Source organism: Algoriphagus hitonicola (genome assembly GCF_900113375.1).
Lineage (GTDB): Bacteria > Bacteroidota > Bacteroidia > Cytophagales > Cyclobacteriaceae > Algoriphagus > Algoriphagus hitonicola.
In genome coordinates, this window is sequence record NZ_FOPC01000002.1 from 401,725 (window position 1) to 417,901 (window position 16,177).

Genomic DNA, 16,177 nt, shown 5'->3' on the forward strand with positions numbered 1-16,177 from the left:
TTTTGTTCCACTTATGCGCTACTTGATTTCATAGATCTATAAACTCTTGAGTGAATGAATTGTTTTTGGCCGCCGTATCCACTCATAGAAGGATACATTCATAAGCAATAATGTCATGGAATATATGCTGTCCTCAATCGGCACGGTCCAAATTCTGATCCCGAGATTTTCCATACTATTATAAATAACCACAGGTTCCTCAGTCAAACCTCCGGTAAGAACCCCATTGCAAAGAAAGAAGGGAATCAAATGAACCAGATAAGCAAACAGAAATCGACCCAAATATCGGTCACCAAATATCAGATAATGAGCAGTCAAGGCAACTGCTCCTACAAAAAAGTTGACCGTCGTGTACCATTTGTCCATATGCAAAAATCCCAATAACAAAAGCACTGGCACCAAAACGAAGACAAAAGGCTTTCCCAGTTTTTTAAAATGGTCCTTGGGAAAGAAATAAATCAATACCTCATAAATAAACAGGCAAGCAAAGGGAACAGCTAAGAAAAACAGCCATTCCTCCAGGGGAAGATTCAAAATAAACAGACCGGAAAGGTAGGTGGGGTTAAACTCCCAAACTCCTATGTTGGTGAACCACACATCCCAAATGATGAAGAAGGCTGCAGTAATCAACATCCCGGGAAAGATCTGTGGCCATTTGGAGGCATAGCGGATTCTGTGCTCAAAGGATTGAGCCAAAGGATAAGAAATCGCAAAAAGTAACACGCCAAAATACAGAAACTTCTCCATCAGCTTATCCCTAGTTTAGTGCCGAAATACGTCCCTAAAAGCAATGATATTTTTCGGGCATTGGGGATCCTGATTCGCTGTTGGGTAATGGTTTCGGCAGGCAGACCTTTTATTTTATCGAATAATTTCTGATAATAAAGATAGGCCACTTTCACCCCAAGTTTAGCCCCGTCCGGGAGCTGTTCTATTCCTATCAGCGAATCATCAAAATCCTGCTGAATATCCAATTCGATTTGACTTTTTATCGCCTTGTCAAACAGCTTGTAATCAACGCCCGGGAAATACACTCGTCCTCGTTCCTCAAAATCACTCTTGATATCCCGAAGGAAATTTACTTTCTGAAATGCTGCTCCAAGTTTACATGCCGGGGTCTTTAATTTTTCATAAAGTACCGAGTCTCCTTCACAGAAAACCTTCAGGCACATCAATCCCACAACTTCGGCTGAGCCATAAATGTATTCGTGATAGCGGGAATCATTGTAAGTGCGGAAATCCAAATCCATTTCCATGCTGTGCAAAAATGCTTCTATCAAATCCAGATCAATCTGATATTGATTGACGATCAACTGGAAAGCATGCAATACAGGGTTGAGGGAGATTTTGGATTCGATGGCCTCATAGGTATCTTTTTTAAACCGCTCCAAAAGCCCTGCTTTATCCTGGTCGTGAAAGGTGTCCACGATTTCATCCGCATAGCGAACAAAACCATAAATGGCATAAATAGGCAAATGGAATTTACGATCGAGGGTCTTGATCCCGAGCGTAAAACTCGTGCTATACCGCTGGGTAATCAGCCGGCTACATTCCAGCGTGGTTTGATCAAAAAGACTTTTAGCATCCATTGCTATAATATACCCATTTATTTACAGATTGTTTTCTTTGATCACCTCTTTTGCGACTACGCCTCCCGAAATAAGGGATGGTGGAACTCCCGGTCCCGGAACTGTCAATTGACCGGTATAGTATAGATTTTTGACTTTCTTATTCTTGAGCGAAGGTTTAAGGATAGCAGTTTGCGTCAGCGTGTTTGCCAAGCCATAGGCGTTTCCTTTAAAGGCATGGTAATCCGATTTAAAATCTGAATGCGCATAAGATCGCTTATAGATTACCTTTGACCGCACTTCCTGCCCAGTGATTCGCTCCAGACGCTCCATGATAATGTCATAATATTTTTCGCGCATCTCCTCGCTATCTTCCAGATCCGGGGCCAAAGGGATCAATAAAAACATATTTTCCTTTCCTTCGGGAGCTACGGATGGGTCAGTGATGGAAGGAACGGAGGCATAAAAAAGCGGCTTTTCCGGCCACCTTGGATTTTTGTAAATCGCATCAGCATGCGGTCCCAGAGGTTCGTCAAAGAATAAATTATGATGACGTAGGTTTTTGAGTTTTTTATCTATTCCAAGATAAAAGAGCAAACTGGAAGGCGCCATGACACGCTTATCCCAATATTCTTCGGAGTAATTACTGTATTTGGGATTGACGAGATGCTTATCCACATGATGATAATCCGCTCCTGCCACCACTATATCCGCTTCGATTTTTTCACCGGATACCAATCGCACTCGTTTAGCAATTCCGTTTTCGATTTCGATTTCTTCTACTTCGGATGCATATCGGATTTTGACCCCTTTTTCTTCCGCGAGAGAGACCATCCCTCGGATGATTTCATGCATACCATTCATGGGATACCACGTCCCCAATGCGATATCCGCATAGTTCATCAGGGAATACAGCGCGGGAATATTTTCGGCAGTTTCTCCGAGAAACAACACTGGAAACTCCATCAACCGGATGATTTGCTCCGACTTGAAAAACTTCCGAACGTGCTTGGACATGGATTGGAAAATATCCATACGAACCATATCTGCCAACAAACCCGGAGAAGCAAATTCTAAAAGCGATCGACTGGGTCTTTTGACCAAATCATGGATGCCCACTTCGTATTTGTATTTGGCCTGTGCCAAAAATTTATCCAACTGAACTCCCGCGCCCGGCTCGATACGATCGAGCATTTGCTTAAACTCATCCAGATTGGCTGGGATATCCAAGGTTTCCTTTTCGCCATAAATCACAGCGTATGAAGGATCCAACCGGATCAAATCATAATAATCAGAAGGGGTTTTGCCAAACTTGGCAAAGTAATTTTCAAAGACATCCGGCATCCAATACCAACTCGGACCCATATCAAAAACAAACCCCTGGTGCTCAAACTTTCGCGCTCGACCTCCTGGGGTTTCGTTCTTTTCAATTAAGGTAACTAAACAACTTGTATCGTTTGCCAAATGAGTAGCTGCTGAGAGACCTGCAAATCCAGACCCTATTACTACCACGTGCTTTTGACTCATTTGATCAATTTTTGTGCTGATATACTGCCAAATCCTCTTTCAACAATTTCCTAGCAATATGGATTCTATTCTTTACAGTTCCAATTGGAATCTGCAACTTATCGGCAATCTCATGATACTTAAATCCTCTGAAATGCATCATAAATGGTGTTTTGTACACATCGTCCAACTTACCAATCGCTGATTGTACATCGTCCATGGTAAAATTGCCATAAGCTCCGTTTTCGATCTGCGTATCGCTGGAATTAATATAGTGTAAATTATCGGTAGTATCGACAAAAGTACCTCTCCTCACCATTCGCTGATAGTTGGTGATGAAGGTGTTTTTCATAATGGTATAAAGCCAAGCCTTAAGGTTAGTTCCTTCGGTAAATTTATCCCGATTGGTAAAGGCCTTGACCATTGTATCCTGAAGCAAATCATTGGCATCATCCATATCTCGGGTGAGCTTCAATGCAAAAGGCTTAAGTGAACTTGAAAGCTTGTGTAACGAGTAACTGAATTCTAGAGTTGTCATGGTAGCGATTGCTTTTTGTTTAATCAAACTTAGTAATGATTAAACAATCTACCAAACTTTTGTTGAGATATTTTTCAATTAAATTAAACAAAAATTCATAAAATCGCTCTACATGTCTCAAATGGACTTTTTCATAATAAAAAAAGCATTCCGGAGGGAATGCTTTTGTTTAAGTTTTGCTGCTTTTCTCTACACTATTTTTCTACGGGTACCCGTTCGAGCTCTTCAAGTAAGTCTTTGATTTCACGAATGTAGTTGAGCTGCTGCACATTGGAGGGAAACTCCAAATCCTGACCGATGACCTGATAGCCTGTGACCAAAATAGTAGATTTATTAAACCGCTCCGAAAGGGCATTGATATAATCTTGAGCATACTCAGCACTTGGCGAAGTCGTAATTATTGTGAGCAGATATTCAGGTTCGTGTAATTTATATACAGATAATAAATCGTCATTGGGTGTGCTTTGCCCGAGATAGATGACTTTGTGCCCGGCACTCTTTATAAGGTAGGCCGCGAAAAGCAGGGAAATCTCGTGAAGCTCTCCCTCAGGAAGGAAAAGCAAGAATTTCTTACCTCCACCATTTACGATCTGACCGTCGATAGCTACAATTAGTTTCTGACGAACGAGATTGGAAATAAAATGCTCCTGGGCAGGATTGATCGCACCAGTCTGCCAAAGCACACCGATTTTTGACATAAAGGGATAAATAATATTGAGCATCGTCTGCTCAAATCCCAATTTCAAAATATTAGAGGAGAGGATTTTGTCAAATCGCTCTTCGTCCATTTCAATCATGCAAATCGTCAAAGCATGAATCTGATCATCGTGAGTAAGTGATCGCTCCGTCAGCTTCATCACTTCTTCTTTGATGTCAACGGCATCCATGGAAGCGATTTTACTGATTTTAAACCCGTTGTCGTTTAGCAAAGCGACATTTAGGATCAGTTTGAGATCCGCATCATCGTAATAACGGATATTGGTATCCGTACGCTTAGGGCAAAGCAAACTGTAGCGCTGCTCCCAAATACGAAGTGTGTGGGCTTTGATGCCCGATAACTGTTCCAGATCTTTAATTGAATAGGTGCTCACTTTTTCTTTTCTTTAAAATACTCCTTGGGTACAACAAATAAGCCAAACGATACCGCGTCATCTTTCTGATTGGTACGGTGATGCGCTTGATGTGCTCTAAATATTCCTTTCAGAAAGGAATTTTTTGGTCTGTCAAACCACTTCAACCGACGGTGAACCAATACATCATGTAGGAAGAAATATAAGATTCCGTACAAACTGATGCCTATTCCCATCCAGAATCGATAATCGAGATCTTCTATTCCTGCAAAAATCAAGATAATCGCCACACTTCCAAAGAGCAATGAAAATAAATCATTCAACTCAAAGAAGGACTTGGATGGCTGATGATGAGTCTTGTGGATCATCCACAAGGGCCCATGCATCAAGTACTTATGAATAAACCACCCGGAAAATTCCATCACCAGAAATCCGAGCGCGATAAAACCTATTGCCGTAATCATCACAAAAACAACCAGATAGTATTCAATTTGTTATAAAGCGCCTAGAAGCGAAATTGTTTAAAACTTTCCATAAGGTACACTTATGATAGAAATATGTCATGATGATGTTACTGTAAAGTTCAAAATCGTAAAAAATAGAATCAATGTCATCAGCAGCCAAACCGCCAGAGGATTGGCTTTTTCAAAATTCGCCTTTCGATAAATCAGATGGATGAAAAACGAAACCCCAAACCATCCTAAATAATTAGTCCAGGGGATCAGTTCGTTTTTCCAAAACCAAAAATCCAGCGCAACCGCCACCGGCTCGATGATATAATCAATAGCCGTCATTGCACAGGCACCGAGAAAGGCCGCGTAATAATCATTCGAAATCTTACGAAATACCTCTCCTGTCGTATAAATCAACAAAAACCAATTCACCCCGATTACAATCGGAACCTCCCAGAGTTTTGGCCCCAAAGTCGGACCATACACGTAGTCACCAAATAAATATCCCGTATGAATCCCGATAATCTCCGCACCAAATCCGATCCAAAAAGCCGCCGCGGCGACGATGGGAAAGGCATCATTCCATCCCCGGTGAAATAGCAAGAGTAAAATCAGTGAACTCAACAACTGAACCGGGGTAAGTGCCAAAAACCAATCCCTGTATTCGGGCAGACTCAGTCCTATTAAACCCACCAAATGAAGAATAATCACTACCGCCCGGGCTATATTTAATCGCAAAGTAAATGAGTCAGATCGATCGGAAGCTACTTGATGCATGATAGGTGCTTGGGCAGAAAATTGAATTTTTAAGTTTGGGATTCCTAACTTTGGAACTCCAAAAATGTTAATAAAAAAAGAATTTTCTACTCAAAACTACGATATGATTCTCTATAATGTCACCATCAACGTCGCTCCTGATATCGAAATGGACTTTCTAGATTGGATGCGTGAAACCCATATTCCTGAAGTCATGGCTACAGGAATCTTCGTCGAACACAAATTTTGCCGACTGATCCAACAATCAGACGACGGCAGCACCAATTACGCCATACAATATTTCACCGAAAGCCTGGCAAAAATGCAGGAATACGAAAGTAAATATGCCGCTGCCCTTCGGGCTAAAACGCAAGAGCGCTACAAGGATAAAGCGCTAGCTTTTCGTACCTTACTCGAAATCCTCTAATCATGCCCAACTGGCTCAAATTGGTCATCAGTCTTCTTCTGCCCCAACTCGTAGGCGGGACAGGAGCACTGTTTACCATCACCTCCATCGATAGCTGGTACCAAACCATCACCAAACCCAGCTTCAATCCTCCAGGTTGGATTTTCGGGCCGGTCTGGACCATGCTTTATATCATGATGGGCGTCGCCTGCTACCTGATTTGGAAAAGTGATCATCCCCAGAAAAAGAATTTGTTGACACTTTACTTTGTTCAGTTGGGATTGAATGCACTTTGGTCCCCGGCATTTTTTGGCTTGCAATCTCCGATTTTGGGATTGGTGGTGATCATTCCGCTGTTGGTTTTGATTTTTCTTTGTGTCAAAAAATTCAATTCGGTTTCCAACTGGGCTTCTTGGCTGATGATCCCCTATTTGGCTTGGGTAAGTTTTGCCACAGTTTTGAATTTTTCCATTTGGTGGCTGAATTAAGTCCCGAATTCAAAAGCTGATTAATTTTTTACGATTTTAACATTGTTTCACTAGGTTTAAAGCTTGAGGTTTTTAGATTTGCTTTATACTTTTAAAATTTTCAATGAAAAATGCCATTTACTTATCGGCTTTAATACTAATTTTTTCCTGCTCAGAATCCAATGAGCAAAATAATTCAAGCAATGTTCTTTCTGACTTTAGCCTTACAGCAGATAGCCTAGTGATCGACTCGGGGGAAGAAATATTTGTTCCGGACATGGTCTATCCCCAATCTCCCAGCGCCGACGGGAAGCGAATTTTTTCCTTTTATGAGACCGATTTCGAGGTTTTCGAGTTTTCTCTGGAGAAAATGAAACTGCTGAAGCGGCACCCTTTTGAGCGAGAAGGGCCCAATGGTATCAAAGGCTGGGTCAGCTATTTTCAAGCACTTCCCGGGGATGAATTGATGATGTATGACCAAACAGCGCCGTCCATTTTTTCTCTTGATGGCAAAAAGCTTCAAACCTACGACTTGGATTTTGCGGAGTTGATCGACTTTCAGTCTGAGGATCATTTTATGGTCCCCAATAACCTCCACATCACCCCCGAAAAATCCCATTTCCTTTCCCTTCCGATGGAATTTGGCAAACCGGTGGAAGGTTTGGCCGTCATTGATATTAAGCAGGAAAGTGGAAAAGTCTTAAAACTACCTGCCCTGGACCTGACCAATAAATTTCAGGTCAATTTTATTAGTGGAAATAGCGGCTCATTTTTCGGGGATCGAATTAACCTACAATGGCTCAATGATCACTTCATCATATACAGCGCCTCTACGGCGGATAGCTATACCTATAATCATTACAGCGATTCCTTGAAATTAATTACTTATTCCCATCAACTCGTCGAAAACAAAAAAACAGGCGATTTTCCCAATGAAGTGGATTCTCGGGAGCGACAGCAAGAGGTCGTGAGCCAAATCAGAAAGCAAATCACATTTGGGAAATTTTTCTGGGACGAAACCCGAAATATGTATTTCCGCTTTGCCACCAAAAACTATATCGTTTCACCGGATGGCAGTGAGCGAACTGCAGATTGCTTCCTCTTTGCCTATGATGAAAACCTAAATTTGATCGGAGAGACGGCACTACCCACAATTTCCAATACGCCATTTGAGGGATTCTTTTTGGAGGGAGATTTCTATTACTATTGGCCGATGGACGATCAGGGAGGGTTTATCCGATTTACATTTGACTTTGAAACTGAATTAAAAGGATGAAAAATTACATCACAATTTTACTCGCCTTTCTCTTTTTCGCCTGCGAAAGCGAAAATCAACATGCTAATAACAGCGATCCAACCACCTATTCAGAAAATCAGCTCGAAAACCTCCAAGTAATCTTGGACACGGTCAAAGTGGACGTGGGATCAGAACTGATTAGGTCCGGTGCCTATTACGGTTTTGGGCTGAGTGATGACGGTCAATCTGTGTATTTTGCCGAAGGCCAAAGCGTGGAAATCCATGAAATCGACCTTAATGAGATGAAACTGGTTCAGCGGATCAAATTCGAAAAGGACGGTCCGAATCAAGCTCCCAATTTTATCAATTACTTAGACGTTCTGCCCAAAAGGGAATTTTTGCTGGCAAACTATGCCATTCAGGCAATTTTCGATAGCCAAGCCGAGAAAATTCAAGACCTAAAACTCCAGGCAGAGGAGTTTGAAGGGATAGATGAATCCATGGGCAGCCTATACAATAACGTCTTATTAAGCCAGGACAAAAAGAAGGCCTTTTCTCTCCCTTCTCCATTTGGTGAATTTACCGATGGCTTAGCCGTGCTGGATTTAGAAAACCGCAGCGGTGAGTTAATCAAGCTGCCTGCTTTGGACTTGACAGAAAACTTCCGAGTTACCTTTTCGCAAAATGGTGGAATGACCTCTTCCGGCGATATGATCCGCATGCAAAAAATAAAAGATCAACTAGTCATATATTCCGGAAGCACAGCCGACATCTATCTGTATGAGCTGCTTACTGACTCATTGAAACTGGTCACATTTAATCATCAATTGGTCGAAAACAAAAAGACAGGGGAATTTAAAACAGAGGCAGGCTCCAACGAAGAGCGTGTGGAAATATCAGCCCAAATGCGAAAACAGATCAATTTTTATGGATTCAATTGGGATGAAAGCAGGAAGCAATATTTCCGATTTGGAGCGAAGGAAAACGGGCTAAACGAAAGCGGTGAAAACCTACCAGCGGATGTTTTTTTATTTAGTTATGACTCGGACTTCAACCTCTTGGGAGAGAAGAAAATCGATGAGCTTTCCAATCTCTTTTTCAACAGCTTCTTCTTCGAGGGCAAACTCTACAATTACAAACCGGTGGAGGAAGACCCCGGTTTTGTGGTGATGACTTTAAACTATTAATATAAAACCATGAAAAAATTCCTTTTACCCATTCTTTTTGCCCCTTTGCTCCTTTCCTGTGGAGATGGAAGTGAATCCGCTGATGCAGGCTCAGGCAATGTATTGGAAGACTTTTCTTTTTCTGTGGACACCGTGGTCGTTGATCCGGGGGAAGAGATTATCAATCTTTCGCAAGGTATCCGAAGCAGCGACTTGGATGAGAGCAAAACCCACTTTTATTTATTTGATCCAGCCACCACAACAATTAATAAAATCAGCCTAGACGAGTTGAGACTTGTCGAGCAGATTCCTTTTGAAAAAGAAGGACCAAATGGTGTAGGAGAGTATTTATCAGCAGTCAAAGTCCTGTCAGGAGAGCGATTTCTTTTTGGGAGTTTTCGAAATACCGGAATTTATTCCAAATCAGGAGAAAAGATCCGCGATTTGACTTTAAAACCAGAAGAACTGGATATCGAAGGTTTGGAAGAGGGGATTGGGTTTTCCCTGAGTAACTCCATGCGCCTTAGTCCCGACGAAAGCCATATCCTATCGCTCCCCGGAGATTTTATGGAAGGTACCCGTCAGCTGGCTAAAATCAATTTGGAGGAAAAAAACGGAAAGCTCATTCAAATCCCCGGACTCGACAAATCCACCGAATACCGGATTCTCCTTCAATCCGATCAGGCCATGTCCATTTTTGCAGACCCGACCCATTTTCAGGAGTTTAATGGAACATACTTCCTCTCAGCGGGAGCCACCAATTCGGTTTACTTATACGATTACAAAACGGATTCCCTGGACCTACGCACATTTAATTTTACCGTCACACCTAACGGAAAGGAAATTCCTGTTCAGGGGAAAGTTTCTTCCCCGGAGGAATTTGAATCAGAAATGGAGAAAGCCATTACTCAGGTCATGTTTGAAGAGTTGCTTTTCGATGATCAAAATGAGCGTTTCTATCGATTTGGAAGAATCATGGACCCAAAAATTGACGATGAAACTCCGAGAACTTCAGATGTTTTTCTGTTTGCCTTTGACAAAGCGCTCAACCTCATTGGAGAAACGGCCATTCCCGAATTGGATGCCATTCCGGCTGAGGCATTCTTCAAAGACGGCAAGCTCTGGTCCTATGTCAATGTGGATGACGAGCTGGGATTTGCGGTATTTGATTTTGGGTCCGAAACCACGAACAGTGAACGACGAAACCCTTCAGAAAATGAATTAAAGATTAATGATGAGTGATCCACTTGAACTCCTGATAAAAAGATAACCGAATGAAAAGACTGGTTGTATTTCTTCTTCTTCCTTTGATTTTGGCCTGTGGGGGCAATTCTTCTGAAAAAATCAAGCCGGGAAACAGGTTGGAGAAATTCACTTTTAAGGTGGATACTGTAGTGGTTGACCCCGGTGATCACTTGATCAATCTTCAATTTGCTTTACTCAAGGCAGACTTTTCCGAAGACCGAAAATATCTTTATCACCTACACCCCTCGGATCAAGTCCTTTCGGTGATCGATTTGGATGAGTTGAAAATAGAAAGGCAAATTCAATATGAGAGCGAAGGGCCGAATGCAATGCCGGACTTTGCCATTTCTATTCAACATTTAGAATCGGATTACTTCCTTTTTTTAGGTATGCAAAATTCAGGAATTTTTAACCTGAAAGCCGAAAAAGTAAAAGCAATCAATCGAGATTCGATCAGATTGGAAGGAGTGACCACAGAACAAGACTATTCCTACTTTTATCAATTGAAGGCTAACCCAAAGCATAAGCTTTTATTTTCAGTTCCCTATGATATTGAATCGTCCCAGTATAGCCTGGCTGTTTTTGATATTGATTCCTTGACGGGGAAGATTGTTGAGTTGTCTGAATTTGGATTTCTATCCCAGTTTGAGTTGATTTTCCGAGAGGGGAGATCCTATTCCTCTGCGAATACTGCCAGTGTGCTTCTGAGTACTTTCAAGGATCAGGTACTTGTTCATTCTCAAGGAACAAGCAGCATCTATAGGTATGATCATTTAAAGGATTCCTTGGAGTTTAAGACTTATAATCATCAACTCGTCCCCAATCAAAAGACGGCCCCCATTTCCCGGGAATTGAAATCAAAGCAAGAGTTTGACGAGGCGGTTAATTCTACTAGAGACCAAATATCCTTTGGAGATTTGTTGTGGGATGAGAAGCGGGGTTTATTTTTCAGGTTTGGATCAATTCGAAAGCCTATCCCTTCCCAGGAAGCCCCCATCAAAAATGAGGTTTTTTTATTTGCCTATGACAAAGACTTAAATTTAGTCGGAGAGTTGGAAATTGAGGAATTGGATTTCCAGCCTTCTTGGCCCTTCTTTAAAGACGGCAAACTCTGGTCCTTTGTCAATGTGGAAGATGAACTGGGCTTTGCGGTGTTTGATTTTAAATTTTAGACCACTATGAGAAATTTAAAAACTATCCTCTTCCTTGCCATTCTAGCTTCTTGTCAAAACAAAAAGTCTGAAAACCCAGAAATTGAAAAGGAGATTACCTTTACTATTGATACCGTGATGATCGATTCTAAAGGCTCTTTTCTTTACTTGTCAGAAGCATTAGGCAGGTCTTATTTGGCAAATGACGGTAAAACAGTTTACAACCTAAACCAAAAACTCCCGCGGCTAGAAGTAATTGATCTTAGTAAGCTCGAACTCGTCGACACCATTCCTATGGAACGGGAAGGGCCTGCGGGAATTGGTACAAGCAATATTTATGATGGCATTCAAGTTTTGGAAAATGGAGAGGTTTTCATTTTTGCCTGGATGGAAATTGTAAGGCTTTCGGCAGATAGAAAGTCGGTCAAGAAATTTCGATTCAATCCAGAAAACTTAAATGGTGATCCTTTAGGAGCTGATGAAGCAGTCCGATATGAAGGGCTTATTTCTGAAGATGGATCCCGCTTTTTTACTTTCTATGGAAAATCCGATGAGCCCTCGTCAAGGTTGGGATTGGCTATTATTGATCTGGATGAAATGAGTTTGAAAAAAGTTGGGCTGCCACTTTTTGAAGAACTGCTTCCTTATGAAATAAAAACGGCAAAAGAGCCAAATGCTAAATATCCTTACGTTTATGTTGAACAAATTTATTTGACAGAATTCGAGAATCATCTTCTCGTTTCGGCTTCGCCTTTCAATGAGGTTTACACGCTTGATCTTGATTCCTACACTTACCAAAAGCTAACTTTTAACTCTTCACTAACTGAAGACCGGGCAACGGTCAACTACCCCACAGAGGCGAGTTCCAGTGCAGGAACTACCGAATCAGTCTGGGATCGATGGAAAAAAATTTCATTTCACAAAATGAACTGGGACGAGAAAACTGAACGCTTCTGGAGAATTTCCTACAGAGTTTTTATGTCTTACGATAACGACTATTCAAATGAAACTTACTTGACTTTTTTTGATCGAGAATTTGATCAAATAGGAGAGATTCGACTTCCTGATGATTGGAAAATCATTGGTGGAAAATTTATTACTCAAGGCATGTATTGGCAGTTCATCAATATTGATGACGAAGCGGCTTTCATTCGGCTGAAACCTAATTTCTAGAATTAATGAAAAAAATACTTTTGCTTCTCTTAATCCCTTTTCTTTTTTCCTGCGGAGAAAATCCCAATTCGAAATTTGCTTCCGGGGAAAATTTCGAGTTCAATTACGAACTAGATACAGTCAAAGTTCAGACTGGAGAATTGCTCCTTGCCGTGGATGGCGGGCTCTCTCGGATGGCGCTTTTTCCCGACAAAAACTTCCTCTATTTCTACAATGTGACCAACAAACGATTGGATGAAATCGACTTAGAAAGCTATTCCATCGTTCGCAGTATTGATTTCACCGAAGAAGGCCCAAAAGGCATCGGTTCGCTCAGTCCTGATGAATTTCATATCACCAATAAAGGAAATATTATCATTCCTGCCTTCGATGCCATTCGCATCATGAATTCGGATGGGGATTTGATCACCCGACTCAATTGGGATGAATATGATTTTGTCTCCAGCCGGTTTGACAAGAAGTTTTTGGCCAGTTTCACGGGTGACTATCATCCGGACGGCGACCTTTTTTTTGGAACTTATGGAAGTATGAGAGGAGGAAATTCATTTGGGGAAGGGCTAGCTATCATCGATTGGGAGGCCGAGTCCATGATCTTGAAAGAAGTTCCTCTGCTTCTGGCGATGAAGGAATATGAAATCGTTCTTGAGGGTGCTATGAGAAGCTCCAGTAATGATCAATTCTATATACAACAGATAGAAAACCAAGTATTGGTAAGCACCAATGGCGTTAATGGGATTGCAATCTATTTTTATGAAACTGACTCGTTAATCGAAAAAACCTTCTCCTCAGAATCACTCCCCGAGCGAAGGGCTGGAGACTATCCCCGAAAGGTCAATTCCATGGAGGAATTTGAAGTTGCGACAGACGCCAAATACTCGGAACATCAATTCGGTCCATTTGTCTTCGATGAAAAATCCAATCGGTTTTACCGAATCAGCTATTACCGCTCAGTGTCTCCTGTTGATGGAGAAAAATGGAATTTCACTCTCAGCATTTTTGATCAAAACCTAGAGCATCTTCAAGACATCGCAGACTTTCCCAATTTTTCGGGTAAGGTCTTTTTCAAGGACGGCATGCTACACAAAGGGATCAACCAAGACGATGAATTGTATTTTGTCCGCTTAAAACCAAGTCTTCCAAATTAATCATCTAATCTATGAAACGCTTTTTTTTCCTCCTTTTTATCCCATTTTTATTCTCCTGCTCAGAATCGGAAAAGCAGAAAAACACCGGAATCAATTTCTCCTACACCATCGACACTGTTCAGGTCAATCCGGGGGAGCATTTGATCTTTATTTCGAGATATCTGAGTACTTCGGCCGTTTCGAAAGACCAAAAATGGCTTTATAATCTCAATGTCAGTGTCCCTGAGATGGAGTTCATCGACCTGGAAAATCTGAAATTTGATCAGGTAGTCCCGCTAGAAAAGGAGGGCCCGGAGGGAATCGGCACTTCAGTTTCTGATTTGCATGTCTCGGATCAAGGCGAATTTTTCTTTATCGGCTATCGCTCACTGGTCAAGGCGGATGCAGCCTTGGAAAACTTTCAGCGCTACCGAATCGAACCTGAGCAGTTTAAAGGTGATAGTCTGGGGGAGTCAGAGGGCGTGGATTTTGGCTATGTGATCTCAAAGGACGGAAAAAAGCTTTTTGGCACTTATTCCAAACAGCAATTCAATGGACCTACCCGAGGCCTGGCCATCCTTGACTTGGCATCCATGGAGCTCAAAACTATCCCTATCCCTGAGTTGGAATCGCTGGTCGATTTCAATATCAGCCAATTCAATGAAGATGGAAATCCCCGAATGAGTACCATCGAGCGGGTCTGGGTCAAGGAGTTTGACGGGAAAATCTACTTGGCCAACACGGCGAGAAATGAGGCCTTTATCTACGACCCTGAGCTGGATTCTTTAGTGCATAAGCAGTTTCAGGCTACGCTTACCGCAAACGCCAAAAAAGGGCTCTATACCAAAAGCACCTACAGTGATGAGGAAATGAGAAAAGCTTGGGATGAAAAAGAAAATGAGGTGAGTTTTCAAGAGATTTTTTATGATCCGACTTATGAGAAATTTTGGCGGGTCAGTACCGACCTAGACCGGATGATCGGGGATTCTGCAGTCATCAAAAAAGTCCTGACCATTTTTGATCGAGACCTCAATCAGTTGCACGAAGAGCAAATCAAATTTAATATATCAGGGAGTTTGACTTATTTCAAGGAAGGTAACCTTCACACCTTTATCAATTTAGAAGACGAATTGGGGTTTTTAATAATTAAACCGAATTATGAATAACTACAAACCACTTATTTTCTTGGTGATTGCTGGATCGATTGCCTGTAGCAGCCCCGAAAATGAAAACGGGAAAAGCTCTTCTCTGGAAACCTCCTACGAAATCGACACGGTCATGGTCGATGCGGGAGATCATTTCTTTTTTCTCAATTGGAATTTGGGCATATCTGATATCAGTGCAGACAAAAAAATCCTGTTTAATCTTAATCCACAACCCTTTTACTCGAAGTAGTGGACTTGGATAATCTGAAGGTTTTGGAGACCATTCAGCTCGAAAAAGAAGGCCCCAATGGCGTAGGGGGCGGATTTATCAATAGGCTTCAGGTTCTGGAAAACGGAAATTTGCTCCTGTTTAACTTCAATAAAATCTCCGAAATCGACTCGAAGGGAAATTTGATCAAAAACCACGAATTCAACAAAGAAACGATAAAAGGCTACGAATGGGAGGAAACAGACGCCTTGGACAATTACGGGAGATTTAGCCCCGATGGAAAACTTTTCATGACTCGCTTGATCGATGAGGACTATCAGAAACCCTCCAAAGGCCTAGCCATCATTGAGGTAGAATCAGGAATGATGAAGGCAATTAAAACCGATGCCTTTTCCAAACTGGATCAGTACCGAATTTCGATGGTTTCGGAAGGTGGCAGGTCAAGTATGTTTGCCGGAGAATCGGTATTTATGGATTTTGACGGGGATCATTTTATTGTTTCCAACTCTGCAATCAATGAAGTGTATTATTATGATTTTAAGTCTGATACCCTTTTTCATAAAAAGTTCGAATCCAGTCTCACTGCAAACGAACGGGTCATCAATTACCCGCAGACCACGGAAACTCCCGAAGAATTTCAAAAGGTCATGAGACAAAAAATGGAACAGGTTCAGTTTGCTAGGTTGACACCTCAACCGAAAGAAAATCTGTTTTGGCGGTTTACCCGTGATCAGGATCGAAAAATCGCCGATTCAGTCGTTTATAAAGATGTATTGACCTTCTTTGATTCCGACTATAAAATGATCCATGAAGAAAAAGTTGATCAAGTACCCAACTCACGAATTTCTTTTTTCAAGGACGGAATGCTCTACAGCTTCGTCAATATTGACGATGAATTGGCATTTATTCGAACCAAAGCCACCATTTCAAAAAACTAAATCCAC

The 16,177-nt window shown here is 41.6% G+C and carries 18 protein-coding genes; 11 read left to right on the forward strand and 7 right to left on the reverse strand.

Annotated features, from left to right (window positions below; translation table 11 throughout):
* Positions 1–36 precede the first annotated feature (36 nt).
* From BM043_RS04535 to BM043_RS04565, 7 genes are all read right to left on the reverse strand, one after another.
* On the reverse strand, positions 37–747 hold the full coding sequence (locus BM043_RS04535; RefSeq protein ID WP_092789248.1) for a lycopene cyclase domain-containing protein: 711 nt from the start codon (positions 745–747) through the stop codon (positions 37–39).
* A complete protein-coding gene (locus tag BM043_RS04540; RefSeq protein ID WP_092789249.1) occupies positions 747–1,589 on the reverse strand; it encodes a phytoene/squalene synthase family protein in 843 nt (280 codons plus the stop codon). Before BM043_RS04540 ends, BM043_RS04535 begins: the two co-directional genes overlap by 1 nt.
* A gap of 21 nt (positions 1,590–1,610) precedes the next feature.
* Positions 1,611–3,095, reverse strand: coding sequence for a phytoene desaturase family protein (locus BM043_RS04545; RefSeq protein ID WP_092789251.1), 1,485 nt, complete (start codon positions 3,093–3,095; stop codon positions 1,611–1,613).
* 4 nt (positions 3,096–3,099) lie between these two features.
* Positions 3,100–3,612, reverse strand: a complete 513-nt coding sequence (locus BM043_RS04550) for an RNA polymerase sigma factor (RefSeq protein WP_092789254.1) — start codon at positions 3,610–3,612, stop codon at positions 3,100–3,102.
* Positions 3,613–3,806: 194 nt separating this feature from the next.
* The gene (locus BM043_RS04555) at positions 3,807–4,703 is read right to left on the reverse strand and encodes a MerR family transcriptional regulator (RefSeq protein ID WP_092789256.1); all 897 of its coding nucleotides are present in this window, start codon (positions 4,701–4,703) and stop codon (positions 3,807–3,809) included.
* Positions 4,700–5,146: a sterol desaturase family protein gene (locus BM043_RS04560; protein WP_092789258.1), complete on the reverse strand. Its 447-nt coding sequence runs from the start codon at positions 5,144–5,146 to the stop codon at positions 4,700–4,702. The genes BM043_RS04555 and BM043_RS04560 overlap by 4 nt, the downstream gene beginning before the upstream one ends.
* A gap of 96 nt (positions 5,147–5,242) precedes the next feature.
* Positions 5,243–5,911: a carotenoid biosynthesis protein gene (locus tag BM043_RS04565; RefSeq protein ID WP_092789260.1), complete on the reverse strand. Its 669-nt coding sequence runs from the start codon at positions 5,909–5,911 to the stop codon at positions 5,243–5,245.
* A gap of 64 nt (positions 5,912–5,975) precedes the next feature.
* Here BM043_RS04565 and BM043_RS04570 point away from each other — a divergent pair, with 64 nt between their 5' ends.
* The 11 genes from BM043_RS04570 (at position 5,976) to BM043_RS04620 (ending at position 16,171) form a co-directional block, all read left to right on the forward strand.
* Positions 5,976–6,317: a DUF4286 family protein gene (locus BM043_RS04570; protein WP_245752938.1), complete on the forward strand. Its 342-nt coding sequence runs from the start codon at positions 5,976–5,978 to the stop codon at positions 6,315–6,317.
* A 2-nt stretch (positions 6,318–6,319) separates the two neighbouring features.
* On the forward strand, positions 6,320–6,784 hold the full coding sequence (locus BM043_RS04575; RefSeq protein WP_092789262.1) for a TspO/MBR family protein: 465 nt from the start codon (positions 6,320–6,322) through the stop codon (positions 6,782–6,784).
* Positions 6,785–6,887: 103 nt separating this feature from the next.
* The gene (locus tag BM043_RS04580; RefSeq protein WP_092789264.1) at positions 6,888–8,039 is read left to right on the forward strand and encodes a DUF4221 family protein; all 1,152 of its coding nucleotides are present in this window, start codon (positions 6,888–6,890) and stop codon (positions 8,037–8,039) included.
* The gene (locus tag BM043_RS04585) at positions 8,036–9,187 is read left to right on the forward strand and encodes a DUF4221 family protein (protein ID WP_092789266.1); all 1,152 of its coding nucleotides are present in this window, start codon (positions 8,036–8,038) and stop codon (positions 9,185–9,187) included. The genes BM043_RS04580 and BM043_RS04585 overlap by 4 nt, the downstream gene beginning before the upstream one ends.
* Positions 9,188–9,196: 9 nt before the next feature.
* Positions 9,197–10,408 (forward strand): DUF4221 family protein, encoded by a 1,212-nt coding sequence (locus tag BM043_RS04590; RefSeq protein ID WP_092789267.1) that lies wholly within the window; start codon positions 9,197–9,199, stop codon positions 10,406–10,408.
* Positions 10,409–10,440: 32 nt separating this feature from the next.
* The gene (locus tag BM043_RS04595) at positions 10,441–11,583 is read left to right on the forward strand and encodes a DUF4221 family protein (RefSeq protein ID WP_092789269.1); all 1,143 of its coding nucleotides are present in this window, start codon (positions 10,441–10,443) and stop codon (positions 11,581–11,583) included.
* A gap of 6 nt (positions 11,584–11,589) precedes the next feature.
* Entirely contained in the window at positions 11,590–12,735 is a 1,146-nt protein-coding gene (locus BM043_RS04600) for a DUF4221 family protein (protein WP_092789271.1), read from the forward strand.
* Positions 12,736–12,740: 5 nt separating this feature from the next.
* On the forward strand, positions 12,741–13,880 hold the full coding sequence (locus BM043_RS04605) for a DUF4221 family protein (RefSeq protein ID WP_092789273.1): 1,140 nt from the start codon (positions 12,741–12,743) through the stop codon (positions 13,878–13,880).
* An 11-nt stretch (positions 13,881–13,891) separates the two neighbouring features.
* A complete protein-coding gene (locus BM043_RS04610) occupies positions 13,892–15,025 on the forward strand; it encodes a DUF4221 family protein (protein WP_092789275.1) in 1,134 nt (377 codons plus the stop codon).
* The gene (locus BM043_RS19770) at positions 15,018–15,254 is read left to right on the forward strand and encodes a DUF4221 family protein (RefSeq protein WP_092789277.1); all 237 of its coding nucleotides are present in this window, start codon (positions 15,018–15,020) and stop codon (positions 15,252–15,254) included. Before BM043_RS04610 ends, BM043_RS19770 begins: the two co-directional genes overlap by 8 nt.
* 5 nt (positions 15,255–15,259) lie before the next feature.
* Positions 15,260–16,171: a DUF4221 family protein gene (locus BM043_RS04620; RefSeq protein WP_177188420.1), complete on the forward strand. Its 912-nt coding sequence runs from the start codon at positions 15,260–15,262 to the stop codon at positions 16,169–16,171.
* Positions 16,172–16,177 lie beyond the last annotated feature (6 nt).